Origin of the sequence: Sphingobacterium sp. 18053 (assembly GCF_902706145.1) — a bacterium.
Lineage (GTDB): Bacteria > Bacteroidota > Bacteroidia > Sphingobacteriales > Sphingobacteriaceae > Sphingobacterium > Sphingobacterium paramultivorum.
This window is the reverse complement of record NZ_CACSJW010000010.1, coordinates 1-12,327: the sequence shown is the minus strand read 5'-3', so window position 1 is coordinate 12,327 and position 12,327 is coordinate 1. Positions and strand designations below refer to the sequence as shown.

The window sequence follows — 12,327 nt, the reverse complement described above, 5'->3', positions numbered from 1 at the left end:
CTAAAGTCTCGGATCTAAAATCTAACATCTCATATCTAAAATGAAGGTTGTAATTGCTGAAAAGCCCTCCGTGGCGCGTGATCTAGCTCGAGTGATGGGGGCGAAGGAAGTCAAAGACGGTTATATCGCCGGCAATGGCTACGCTTTTACGTATGCTTTTGGTCATTTGGTTCAACTCTGTACGCCACAGGCTTATGGATACAATTCGTGGACAATCTCGAACTTGCCGATCATTCCACCAACATTTAAGCTGGAGTCGAAGAAGGTGAAGCGTGATGGCAAGCAGATGGACGATACCGGAGCAGTTAAGCAACTCAACACCATAAAATCCCTTTTGGAACAGGCCGAAGAAATCATTGTGGCTACCGATGCTGGACGTGAGGGTGAATTGATCTTTCGTAATATATATTATTTTTTGGGTTCTAAAGTGCCTTTTAAACGCCTTTGGATATCGAGCCAAACAGATAAGGCCATTAAAGAAGGATTTGCCAATTTGAAAGCAGGTACGGAATATGATAGTCTATACATGTCTGCCCGCTCACGTTCGGAATCGGACTGGCTCATCGGTATCAATGCGACGCAGGCCATCACCTTGGCGGCGGGGAATAAAGGATTACTTTCTTTGGGTCGCGTACAGACACCAACTTTGGCCATGATCTGTTCGCGCTATCTGGAAAACAAAGACTTTAAACCCCAGGCATTTTATAAAATTCAGGCTGGGTTTGAAAAAGACAATATCAGTTTTAAGGCAACCTCCAATAAGATCGATAAAAAAGATGTTGCCGAGCAAACCATTGCGCGATTGACCGTTGGTTCCAATGCCCGTGTGGCAAAGGTGGAAGCCAAAGAAACAAAAGAGCAGCCGCCCTTGCTGTTTGATTTGACATCGCTGCAACAGGATGCAAATAAAAAATATGGTTATTCGGCAGATCAGACACTGAATATCGCACAAACACTTTACGAAAAGAAGGTCATCACTTATCCGCGTACGGGTTCCCGTTACATCGGTGAGGATGTTTTTGAAGAAATTGGCGCACTTTTTCAACATTTAGCAGATACCGCAGATGAATCCATCGCGTCGATTGCAAAAAACCTGATCGGTGCAAAATTGAACAAACGTTCTGTCGATGACAAAAAGGTAACAGATCACCACGCTTTGTTGGTGACGGATGAAAAACCGGGGCCCATGCTCAAAGAGCAACAGAACGTTTACAATATGATTGCCAAGCGTATGGTGGAAAGTTTCTCGGAAGTTTGTATAAAAGATATTACCACCGTGACAATTGATGCGCAGGGAGTTGAACTTATCGCCAAAGGTACTGTGATCAAGCAGTACGGCTGGCGCCTTTCCGCGGAGCAGATCGAAGCGCCTGATGAAGATAAAAACAATGACGATCAGGATAATGAAAATGCGCAATTACCGAAGCTATTAGCCGAGGAATTATTGCAGGTTCTGACCCTCGAACTTGCCGAACGTTTTACCAAAGCAAGACCCATACATACCGAAGCTTCGTTATTGAAGGCCATGGAAACCTCGGGAAAGGAAATTGAAGACGATGAGATGCGACAGGCCATGAAGGACTGTGGACTTGGTACACCTGCTACGCGTGCTGCAACCATCGAAACACTTTTTCAACGTGATTATATTAAGCGCGACAAGAAAAAACTGATTCCAACGGAAAAGGGGCTTGCGGTATACAATCTTGTAAAAGATCGTTCCATTGCCAAAGTAACTTTGACCGGTAAATGGGAGCAGAAGCTGGAGGAAATGCGGGCCAATAAAGTGTCTTATGATGTTTTTATGAAACATATTAAGGACTATACGGCCAAAATCACAAAAGAATTGTTGACACTGCGGATTTCTCTCGCACAAGAGGAAGTTAAACCTCAACAAAAAGGAAAGATAAAATGTCCGAAATGTGAGAAGGGATTGATTTTGCTCTACGATAAAGTAGCCCAGTGCGACCATTATGCCCGTGGATGTGATTTTAAGATCTGGCGGACATTAAATGGTATCTTTCTGGACGAAAAAGAGATGAAGAACCTATTGGAGAAAGGAAAAACCTCCGAGTTTAAAGGCGTAAAAAATAACGAGGGCGCCATTGTCACTGCGCCGCTTGTATTTGAAAATTTCAAGGTTAACGTGGGATAAATGGTTTACCCCACGTATTTATCTTTTCGGTTTTTATCCCCGCTGCAGAATATCCTGCAAAGCAGTTGAAATCGTTGGAAACTGGAAGGTAAATCCACTGTTCTCCAACCTTTCAGGTAATACCCAACGGCTTTTTAAAAGCAGCTCTGTCTCCGTCCCGATTAAAACCGCACCTATTTCCAGTAGCCATTTTGGAGATGGTAGGCCAATTTTACGGTTCATTACCTGTCGAAAAGTTGCCATAAAAGTCTTATTCATAATCGGGTTGGGTGCCGCACAATTAACGACACCATCCAAATCCTCATGACCTTTTAAGAACAAAATAAGCTGAAATAGATCTTCAATATGAATCCAGCTAAAATATTGCTGACCATTTCCCTGTATACCCCCTAGTCCGGCACGTACAAGATTTTTAAAAGGAAGGATAACCCCTCCATCCGCGCCCAAAACTATCGCCATCCGAAGTGCCACCTGTCTTGTCTTTTCCGATTTGAAGTCGAAGAAAGTCTTTTCCCATAATGTTGCAACATCAACGGAAAAACCTGTTCCGATCTCCCCCGAACTTTCTGTCATTGGATGATCTTCGGCATGACGATAGATGGTAGCGGTACTCGCGTTTAGCCATAGCTTTGGTGGATTGGTACAGCCTGCTATGAGCTCCCCGAGAAGCGTAGTCGTTGCTGTTCGTGAAGAAAATATTTCGGCCTTATTTTTTTCGTTATACCGACAGTTGACAGATTTTCCGGCTAGATTGATTAGCATCGCTGCATTTTCCAGTGAATCGGAAATAGCGGATCGATCGGTCCAAAGGATATTGCCCGGCCGACGGCCAATGATGATCACCTGATAGCCTAATGTACGAAATCTCTCGGAAAGATATTGTCCAACAAAACCTGTTCCTCCAGCGATGACTATTTTATTCATGACAAGTGTATTTGCAGTCTGTTTTAATTATGCATTGAAGGTTGTATCCATGTTTCTTCGTTGTTTTGCAATCCGTTTGCCTCTAAAGAAGAGAAACATATTAAGAAAGAGCATTACACCAAGATATATGCTAAATCCACCGATTTTATAACTCAGACGCTCAATGAGTTCCTGAATGCTCGGCTTGTACAGGCTGATTTCAAGTATATAGAGTGCAAATCCTAAATTCATGAGGTAGAATCCGATGCGAAATAAATTATTCGTCGCATGGGCTACCTCCGGCCTACCGGCAAAGATATCATTCATGTAAACAATGCTATTTTTAAAAAGCACGTAGGCAACATAATAGGTTAATCCTATTGCAATGGGTAAGTAGATAAAGTACCCGATAACTGTTAAATTTCCCATGATATTAATGTTTAATGGTTAATGAATTCTTTCTTTTTGCGAAAAAGTAAATACTGAGCATATTGAAGTAATGTAACCCAACAAGGACAAAAAGTAATCGTCCTGTTTTAAAGGCAATGCTGCTGATCATTTCATCAAATGATTCAATTTGTCGCCAATAACTAAATTGCAGGATTGCATATCCGATGTTGAGTAGGTAATATCCCAGCAGCAATAAATTATTTGTCGTATCGGCCAAGTTGACCTCCTGGCGGAAAAGCGATAGGATGAAAATCCGACCATTTTTATGGAATAACCGACCGACCCAAAGAATAATATAACAGGTGAGCAGGCCGTAGATTGCGTACGCTAGGATATTGAAGTTCATGACGCTACATCATTAGTTTAATCAATTTGATTAATAAATCTCCGCCGCTTGTATTGAAAATCTTGTTGGCAATAGTTTCGAGTTGATCCGTCAGATTTTGGATGTCCTTTACCGTTTTATGGAACTCCTTGCCTTCTGCTGTCTGGTCCTTTTCGGTATTTCGGCTTATATCCTTTAGAATATCCATAACGGGGTCAAGCTCTTTCTGCTTACGCATCACCGCAATTTTCATCGCCCATTTTAAGACCTCTTTCTCTGCAACGAAATATTCCTTTCGATCACCAGCAATATGTTTTTTGTAGACAATACCATAATCGATCAATTGCCGGATACTCATATTGGCATTCCCGCGCGAGATCACCAACTTTTCCATAATCTCATCTGTAGACATGGGATTGCTTGCGGAAAGGAGTAGGGCATGAACCTGAGCAACAGATTTGTTGATCCCCCATTCAGAACCTAATGCGCCCCAGGTGTCTATGAACTGTTGTTTTGCTTGTTGTAATTCCATCGTGTTTTTATTTTTTGCCAATACCTCAATTTGTTTTTATCGGACTATTGAACCGATCGGCTTTCCCATCCTTTTTTGTGATTGCCTATATCAAAGGTATTTAAAGTTTTTGTATTTTCAATAATTTCTGAAAATAAAATAAGTTTAAAGATGCAAGTCACCATATCGTAATAAGAATTTGCTTTTCTTGCGGGCTTTTCGATTTGTTTTAACTTTGCCAGCATTATGGCGACAACTTTGTATAATCCATTCAAACAATTTCAGTTTGATTCAGATATTTGTTTTTTAACAGGGAATAAGCTTCAGTCGGAAGAAGAATCCATTCAGGTGTTTCCTGTATGGATGATGAAATCTTTTCAATTGGAAGATAAACCTTTTAAAATGCTGGATGAGAATCTGGTTACTTACAAATCGTTGAAACTACCCTGTTCCATGGCTGCATCCGAAGCTATTGAGCAAATGGAGCGTGCGGTAGAACAGTCGTTTGAACAAGGCTATGAAGCCGTCAAACAGTTGGATCCATTACTATTGTTTCAATGGATGACAAAAATTATCTATGGGGTGGTTTTTAATGAAATTCTTGCGGGAATTCAGCAGCAAAAAGCTTCTGGTGAAGATATGAACTTTTCTCAGGCACTCGCGCAGCGTTTTACGAATCTACATGCGATGTTACAGTCTCTGGTTGTACCGATGGAGTTTGAAAATACATTCCCATTTTCATTGGTTGTTGTACCTGTTGAGAATGCACCTGATACATTTATGTATCGTGATGAAATCAATACCTTGATCTTCTCGATCCGTATGAAGGACTTTGCTGTAGTTGCCTGTCTTCAAGATAATGCTACAAACAATATTTATCACGAAGATATTCTCAAAGTCATTGCGGGCAAAACATTACACCCGATCCAGTTTGAAGAATTGTGTGCACGCTATTTTTATTCAGCCTACTTATTTAACCGTCTGCCAGATTATACCTATCTAAACACCCCGCAAAAAGTCTATGTTGAACCTATGCCATTAGCAGATATGTCGATGAAACCTATCTTTGATCATTGGCAAAATAAGACTTATGGCCAAGTTTTGGAAAATTTTTGGAAACCTTGGGGATTGACTTTATTCGAGATTATTAAAAATCCGGAGCATCCGATCAGTTTTCTTGTTGATGAAACAGGGGCGTTTGTTGCAGAGGTTGCTATGCCGCTCAATTAGTCCGGAGTATTTAAAGCAATAAATTATCTTATACAAGCGTTAAATGGTACGATTATGGATAGGATAGGTTATGTATTTAACGGGATTTAAGACTTTTTTTTCAATTCTACTTTTTATGGTATTGTGTACTTCCGCAAGTGCACAAGTGATTGCTAAACGGGATATTCCTGCAGATAGTATTGCGCAGAACGTTGATGATTTTCCCTATTTCAAGGGCGGGGTGGTGGCCTGGTCCAGATTTTTGCAAAATAACCTGGATTTGTCGGGAACAATCAGGGCAATGGACAGTGTGGCCTATGCAAAATACGGATCTCGACAGACGGCAATTCTGAAATTTATTGTTTGTGAAGATGGGGCGATCTGTAATATTGAAATCGAGAATCCCGATAAAGTGAGTCCCGAGTTTGCAAAGGCTGTGTTGTCTGCCATGCGCAGATCGCCGCAATGGATGCCGGGACAGGTCAAGGGAAAACCAGTTAAAACAAGATTTAGGCAACCTGTAGTTGCTGTGATCGAATAAATTTGAAAAGCAAAAGAATAGCTTAAATTTTCACCTTTTATAAGATAATATGTCATTTTGGGATAAAGTCAAAAAAATTATGAGCGGCGAAGAGGAAGAATCTCCGTCCGAAAAAAAAGATACAGAAATTACTGCTGGAGGGTCTACGGTCTACCGTTATGAAGATCAATCTGATGATAAGGATCCAAAAAACTTATTCCCCGAGGTACAATGTGTCTATCTGGATGAAATCGAGGAGCATTTGACCAAATATATTGCCGAACCCGATATGGTGTTCCATGAGATTATCTCCGAACTTGTTCATATCGATGTACATTGGATTAAACCAAGTGCAAACTATCCATACCATATATTGGTTACGTCGGGCATGAGTGATTTGGCCATGCATGTTCCAGATGAAGTGGAAAACAAAGAGGCTTATGAGCGGGCGGAGCTAGTGGTCGTGTTGCCTGCAGATTGGAAGATCGGAGAAGAGGAATTTCAGGATGATAACAATTATTGGCCGGTCTATTTTTTGAAAAGATTAGCACGGTTTCCCCATGAATATAAAACCTGGTTGGGATATGGGCATACCATTCCCAATGGGATGGAAGCCGAGGATATTGCAAATACTGGTTTCGGTTGTATGTTGCTGCTTCCACCTATGCTAAGTTTTGATGAGGAATTTTTGGAGTTAAAAACCAAAGATGGTAATCTGATCAATTTTTATGCAATGATCCCTGTATATAAAGAAGAGATGGATTACAAACTTGAAGAGGGTACAGATGCACTCTTAGACCTGTTTGATGAGTATGGAATTTCAGAACTGGTCGATATTGACCGTCCCAATGTATGTAGAGATAGATAGTTTATAAAAAAAATAAGCAATGCTATAGGCTACATTGAAGCTTTTTAGCATTGCTTATTTTTTAGGAAATACTCTTTTCTATAATTGCTATCGTTTTATCAATATCCTCATAACTCACATTAAGGTGCGGTCTAAAACGGATACTTTTCTCTCCACAGCCTAACATAATCAGTTTATTTGCATAGGCATTTTTGATAAATTCATTGCGTGCAGCTTCCGATGCGAAATCCAATGCAACGAATAAACCCTCGCCTCGTAAATTGGACAGCTGCGGTTTTTTCGCTAACAGTTCCTGGAGCTTATCTTGTAGATAGCGCCCTTTTTCTGCTGCATTTTGAACCAGATTTTCTTGTTCTATGACTTCAAGAATTAATTTAAAGCGGAGCATATCCATAAAATCGCCACCAAATGTTGAATTGATACGACTGGATTCTTTAAAGACATGATGTTCCACCTGATCAAATTTTTCCTTACTCGCCAGTATACCACATACCTGTGCTTTTTTGCCGAAGGCAATGATATCGGGAATTACGTTGTAATGTTGGTAAGCCCACATTTTCCCCGTAATACCCAATCCAGTCTGTACTTCGTCAAAAATCAATAGGATCTGATTTTCATCACAGATTTGACGAAGCTGTACGAAAAATTCCTTTCGAAAATGGTTGTCGCCACCTTCACCCTGTATCGGTTCAATAATGATACAGGCAATATCGTTGGGGTTGGCGGCAAGGGCTTGGTGTATTTCAGAGACAGCCTTTTCCTCCAAAGCAATCGTCTGATCGATATGTTCGCTTGTTAAGGGGTAGCTCAACTTCGGATTGGTAATGCGTGGCCAGTTGAACTTTGGAAAATAAAGGTATTTTCTGGGGTCTTGTGTATTTGTTAATGATAGGGTATAACCGGATCTACCATGAAAAGCCTGTTTAAAGTGAATGACCTGGCTGGCTTCCTTTTGTATTCCCTGTGCAAAATTAAGCCTTGTTTTCCAGTCAAAGGCAGCTTTTAAAGCATTTTCCACGGCGAGTGTTCCGCCCGAGATGAAAAAGGCATAAGAGAGTTCTTTCGGTATGGCTACGCGGTCAAAAGTGTCGACAAAATCAGCAAACTCTTTTGGGTAAATATCCGACATGGCTGGTTTATTGACGGCCATTTTGCCTAAGAAGTCACGTTGTTTGACCAAATGTGGATGATTGTAACCCACGGCCATGGAAGCAAACATACTGAACATATCGAGGTATTCATCTCCATTTTCATCCACGACATAAGAACCATGGGATTTTTCCATATCCATAACCAAAGGAAATCCATCAGCCAATATATGTTTGCTTAATCTTTCATGTACGTTGCTCATAATTTTGTGTCTAAATGGTTTATAAATCAAATTTGATACCTTGTGCCAACGGTAGGTCAGTCGTATAATTGATGGTATTTGTTTGACGGCGCATATAGGCTTTCCAGGCATCCGACCCAGATTCCCGACCTCCGCCAGTCTCCTTTTCGCCTCCAAAAGCACCTCCGATTTCGGCTCCTGATGTGCCGATATTGACGTTGGCGATACCACAATCAGAGCCAGCAGCACTCAGAAATAGCTCGGCTTCCCGTAGGTTGTTCGTCATGACGGCAGAAGACAATCCCTGTGCGACGCTGTTTTGTAGGTCTATGGCCGCACCGATATCTCCCTTGTATTTGATTAAGTAAAGAATAGGGGCAAAGGTCTCATGCTGTACGATTTCATAATGATTTTCGACTTCGGCAATGACAGGCTGCACATAACAGCCACTTTCGTACCCCTTGCCTTCAAGTACCTTTCCTTTGATCAGCATTTTTCCCCCTTGTGTTTTAATTTTGTCCAGTGCGTTTAAGTATGATTTTACGGCGGCTTTGTCGATCAATGGTCCTACATGATTTTTCGTGTCCAAAGGGTCACCAATTTTTAACTGACCATAAGCTTTGGTCAGTTGTTTTTTGACATTGTCATAAATGTGCTCATGGATAATAAGTCTTCGGGTACTTGTACAGCGTTGTCCGGCTGTACCCACGGCACCAAATACAGCGCCGATGATGGTCATTTTTAAGTCTGCGTCTGGAGTAACGATGATCGCATTGTTTCCGCCGAGTTCCAAAAGTGTTTTACCGAGGCGTTGTGCTACGGTGACGGCGACTTCTTTTCCCATGCGCGTGGATCCTGTTGCAGAAATCAAAGCTATGCGGTTGTCTGCCGAAAGCCACTCGCCAACTTCTCTGTCGCCCATAATGAGGTTGGATATTCCCTCGGGCAGCCCGTTGTTGTGTAGGATTTCTGCAAGTAATTTTTGGCAAGCTATGGCACATAGCGGTGTTTTTTCGCTGGGTTTCCAGACGACAGTGTTGCCGCAGACCAGGGCGAGAGCGGTGTTCCATGCCCATACCGCCACCGGAAAATTAAACGCTGTAATAATACCTACGACGCCCAAAGGGTGATATTGGTCGTACATGCGGTGCCCGGGGCGTTCCGAGTGGATGGTGTTACCATACAGTTGGCGGGATAGGCCTAACGCAAAGTCGCAGATATCGATCATCTCTTGCACTTCCCCCATGCCTTCTTGGTAAGATTTACCCATTTCATAGGAAACTAATTTTCCGAGAATGGGTTTAAGCTCCCGGAGCTTGTCTCCCAGTTGGCGAACGATGTCGCCTCTTTTTGGGGCAGGTAGTAGGCGCCATTGTAAAAATGCATCTCCGGCCTGCTTAATGACCGCTTCATAGTCCTTACGATTGCTGCCTTTTATTTTTGCGATGAGTTTTCCATCGACAGGTGAAAAGGATTCGAATTCTTTACCTTCGGAAAACCATTGCTGTCCAGTTGATGATCCTAAATTCTGGGAAGATATTCCAAGTGTTTTAAGCGCTACTTTTATCATGATGGTTTATTTTATTCGTGGAATAGTTTAAATATATGAAATAAATTTTTTGTTGACAAGTTTGTTCTGAATATTGTTCAGTGAGAAATAATCATTATCTTAGATAAGCTAATGTAGACTATATCATGATCAAACAGATTAATATCGATTATTACCAAGTGGACGATTTATTGTCCGAAGAACATAAACTGATACGGCAGTCTGTCCGTGATTTTGTGAAAACAGAGATCAAGCCTTTCATTGAAGATGCGGCACAGGAACATCGCGCTATTGGGGGGTTGATGCCTAAATTGGGGGCAATTGGAGCTTTGGGGCCTTATATTCCTGCTGAATATGGCGGGGCGGGATTGGATCAGATTTCTTATGGCTTGATTATGCAGGAACTGGAAGCCGGTGACTCGGCAATTCGTTCTGCAGCATCGGTGCAGTCCTCTTTGGTGATGTTTCCCATTTATACGTATGGCAGCGAGGAGCAGCGTCGTAAATATTTACCGGGGTTGGCATCCGGCGAGTTGGTCGGGTCTTTTGGGCTTACTGAGCCTAATCATGGATCTGATCCGGGTGGAATGGAAACGAAATTGACGGCAAAAGGAGATGGTTTTTTATTAAATGGGGCAAAGATGTGGATTACAAATTCGCCTGTCTGTGATATTGCCGTCGTTTGGGCACGAGATGAGTCCGCAAAAGTGCGGGGAGTAATTGTTGAGCGTGGAATGGCTGGTTTTGAAACTCCCGAGACCTTACATAAGTGGTCGTTGCGCGCTTCCAAAACAGGTGAATTGGTTTTTCATGATGTTTATATCCCTGCGGAAAATGTGCTTCCTGCTGTAAATTCAATGCGGGGACCGCTTTCCTGCTTGAATTCGGCCCGCTATGGAATTTCATGGGGAGTGATTGGAGCAGCAATAGACTGTTATGAAACTGCTGTTCAATATGCGTTGGAGCGACATCAGTTTGATAAACCAATTGCTGGTTTTCAATTGCAGCAAAAGAAGCTAGCGGAATTTCTGACAGAAATTACCAAGGCGCAGTTGTTGTCGTGGCGTTTAGGGCTGCTCAAGAATGAGGGGCGTGCTACTCCACAGCAAATCTCCATGGCAAAGCGGAACAATGTGAATATGGCGCTGCAGATAGCGCGTGAATCTAGGCAAATCCTTGGCGGAATGGGGATTGTTGGTGACTTTCCAATAATGCGGCATATGATGAACCTAGAGTCTGTAGTTACCTATGAAGGGACGCATGATATTCATTTATTAATCACAGGACAAGATATTACGGGGCTGAACGCTTTTTCTTAATCATTTTCTTTGATCCAACACACCCTCCACGGGGATTAACTATACGATGCTTTAGTGAATTTTTATCCAATAAAGCATCGTATAGTTTGTGCAGGCTTTGCTATTGCCAAAATAAATCTTCGGTCCGTATAGACTTATTTATTCTTAATCTCATACCGTCGCGCTATAATGAGCAGTCTCCAAAACGGATAACAGGCTAACGTTTTCATAAAAAATGCCTATATCATGGCGATTCTGGTTGGATGCTGGGACACTTATAGGGCTATTTATGTAGTGTTCTATTTATTCGCTTTTATTTAGTTCTTCTTTAAGCTAGATTTTAATTGGTATTTAGTTAGCTTTTGGTTAGGGTTAGTTTAGGTATAACCTAAGCTATACCTAAACTAACCCTAACTAAACCCTAAGTAAACCCTAAGTAAAAGCTATACCAAAATGAGAATTGATCAAGGTTTACTTTAGACTGGTTCCGCCATCCTCTATTCCGCTGCGGTTGCGGTTCGCTGTCACGTCCTATCTCTATTATGTATATCGATGGTATTAAACGCTGCGGAGCTCTGTTGTTACGTTGCTTATGTTCAAATTGTATACTGATTTGTAATTAACAGCACTATAGCACCGCTTTAACAGGGGGTTAATAGGAGTTGTACCCCTGCTAACCCCCTGTTAACCCCCTGTAATATCCCTGTAATATCCCTTTTAATTAGGAACAAAAGTTGAACGAAATTGGTAATAGATCCGATGCGAAGCCTGCCTCCATACTATATATGATGACCTGGGGTTCTCCGAAGGCCCAATCTGGCTGCCGGATCAGCCATCCTGGCCCTCCGATCACCTGTTTTACAAAAAGAATCTCGCACCGTTACAGGCAGTTAGGGACAAAACGAAATAAATAAGAACAAAAGGCTTGGAAGTGATTGTTAAAACTCCCTATCTTTGCACCACTCCGCAAGGGAGGAACGGTTACCCCGAAAGAGGGAACGATGAAAAAAGAAGGGTTTAAGAGAAGCCTGACAGGATTTAAGATCCCGCTCAGTTTATTTTAAACGCGGAAATCGAAAAAAAGAAAAAGAAAAAAAACTTGAAAAAGTTTTTGGAAGTTCAAAAAAGATTTCTACCTTTGCAGTCCCAACGGAAACGAAGGGGAAAACAAAACGATAAAGAGGGGCGCAATGCCTATCGGAATATAGCGGA

Annotated in this window: 11 protein-coding genes; 5 read left to right on the top strand and 6 right to left on the bottom strand. The window is 41.8% G+C overall.

The genetic code is table 11. The annotated features are described in order from the left end of the window. The first annotated feature begins 40 nt into the window (after positions 1 to 40). Positions 41 to 2,152 carry a type IA DNA topoisomerase gene (locus GVK91_RS22000; protein ID WP_153848136.1) on the top strand — a complete coding sequence of 704 codons (2,112 nt, stop codon included), beginning with the start codon at positions 41 to 43 and terminating at the stop codon, positions 2,150 to 2,152. A gap of 33 nt (positions 2,153 to 2,185) precedes the next feature. Here GVK91_RS22000 and GVK91_RS21995 read toward each other — a convergent pair whose 3' ends face one another. From GVK91_RS21995 to GVK91_RS21980, 4 genes are read right to left on the bottom strand one after another with little or no spacing between them, the layout of a single operon-like run. Next, positions 2,186 to 3,076, bottom strand: coding sequence for a TIGR01777 family oxidoreductase (locus tag GVK91_RS21995; protein ID WP_153848135.1), 891 nt, complete (start codon positions 3,074 to 3,076; stop codon positions 2,186 to 2,188). A 27-nt stretch (positions 3,077 to 3,103) separates the two neighbouring features. Further along, the gene (locus GVK91_RS21990) at positions 3,104 to 3,484 is read right to left on the bottom strand and encodes a hypothetical protein (RefSeq protein WP_075990933.1); all 381 of its coding nucleotides are present in this window, start codon (positions 3,482 to 3,484) and stop codon (positions 3,104 to 3,106) included. Positions 3,485 to 3,488: 4 nt separating this feature from the next. After that, entirely contained in the window at positions 3,489 to 3,851 is a 363-nt protein-coding gene (locus GVK91_RS21985) for a hypothetical protein (RefSeq protein WP_153848134.1), read from the bottom strand. A gap of 4 nt (positions 3,852 to 3,855) precedes the next feature. After that, positions 3,856 to 4,362, bottom strand: a complete 507-nt coding sequence (locus GVK91_RS21980) for a GbsR/MarR family transcriptional regulator (protein WP_159731351.1) — start codon at positions 4,360 to 4,362, stop codon at positions 3,856 to 3,858. A 225-nt stretch (positions 4,363 to 4,587) separates the two neighbouring features. Here GVK91_RS21980 and GVK91_RS21975 point away from each other — a divergent pair, with 225 nt between their 5' ends. From GVK91_RS21975 to GVK91_RS21965, 3 genes are all read left to right on the top strand, one after another. Further along, a complete protein-coding gene (locus GVK91_RS21975; RefSeq protein WP_153848133.1) occupies positions 4,588 to 5,571 on the top strand; it encodes a hypothetical protein in 984 nt (327 codons plus the stop codon). A 115-nt stretch (positions 5,572 to 5,686) separates the two neighbouring features. Further along, on the top strand, positions 5,687 to 6,091 hold the full coding sequence (locus GVK91_RS21970; protein ID WP_159731349.1) for an energy transducer TonB: 405 nt from the start codon (positions 5,687 to 5,689) through the stop codon (positions 6,089 to 6,091). 79 nt (positions 6,092 to 6,170) lie between these two features. Next, a complete protein-coding gene (locus GVK91_RS21965) occupies positions 6,171 to 6,938 on the top strand; it encodes a suppressor of fused domain protein (RefSeq protein WP_200845683.1) in 768 nt (255 codons plus the stop codon). Between the two features lie 61 nt (positions 6,939 to 6,999). Here the strand turns inward: GVK91_RS21965 and lat are convergent, their stop codons facing one another. Together lat and GVK91_RS21955 are read right to left on the bottom strand one after the other, a co-directional pair. Next, on the bottom strand, positions 7,000 to 8,289 hold the full coding sequence (gene lat / locus GVK91_RS21960) for an L-lysine 6-transaminase (RefSeq protein WP_153848130.1): 1,290 nt from the start codon (positions 8,287 to 8,289) through the stop codon (positions 7,000 to 7,002). A gap of 19 nt (positions 8,290 to 8,308) precedes the next feature. After that, entirely contained in the window at positions 8,309 to 9,838 is a 1,530-nt protein-coding gene (locus GVK91_RS21955) for an aldehyde dehydrogenase family protein (protein WP_153848129.1), read from the bottom strand. 125 nt (positions 9,839 to 9,963) lie between these two features. On the opposite strand from GVK91_RS21955, the gene GVK91_RS21950 reads away from it, so the two are divergent. Continuing rightward, a complete protein-coding gene (locus GVK91_RS21950; RefSeq protein WP_159731345.1) occupies positions 9,964 to 11,136 on the top strand; it encodes an acyl-CoA dehydrogenase family protein in 1,173 nt (390 codons plus the stop codon). Positions 11,137 to 12,327 lie beyond the last annotated feature (1,191 nt).

Coding starts and splice junctions, on each gene's coding strand:
- GVK91_RS22000 (WP_153848136.1), top strand. CDS start 41: ATGAAGGTTGTAATTGCTGAAAAGCCCTCCGTGGCGCGTGATCTAGCT.
- GVK91_RS21995 (WP_153848135.1), bottom strand. CDS start 3,076: ATGAATAAAATAGTCATCGCTGGAGGAACAGGTTTTGTTGGACAATAT.
- GVK91_RS21990 (WP_075990933.1), bottom strand. CDS start 3,484: ATGGGAAATTTAACAGTTATCGGGTACTTTATCTACTTACCCATTGCA.
- GVK91_RS21985 (WP_153848134.1), bottom strand. CDS start 3,851: ATGAACTTCAATATCCTAGCGTACGCAATCTACGGCCTGCTCACCTGT.
- GVK91_RS21980 (WP_159731351.1), bottom strand. CDS start 4,362: ATGGAATTACAACAAGCAAAACAACAGTTCATAGACACCTGGGGCGCA.
- GVK91_RS21975 (WP_153848133.1), top strand. CDS start 4,588: ATGGCGACAACTTTGTATAATCCATTCAAACAATTTCAGTTTGATTCA.
- GVK91_RS21970 (WP_159731349.1), top strand. CDS start 5,687: ATGGTATTGTGTACTTCCGCAAGTGCACAAGTGATTGCTAAACGGGAT.
- GVK91_RS21965 (WP_200845683.1), top strand. CDS start 6,171: ATGAGCGGCGAAGAGGAAGAATCTCCGTCCGAAAAAAAAGATACAGAA.
- lat (WP_153848130.1), bottom strand. CDS start 8,289: ATGAGCAACGTACATGAAAGATTAAGCAAACATATATTGGCTGATGGA.
- GVK91_RS21955 (WP_153848129.1), bottom strand. CDS start 9,838: ATGATAAAAGTAGCGCTTAAAACACTTGGAATATCTTCCCAGAATTTA.
- GVK91_RS21950 (WP_159731345.1), top strand. CDS start 9,964: ATGATCAAACAGATTAATATCGATTATTACCAAGTGGACGATTTATTG.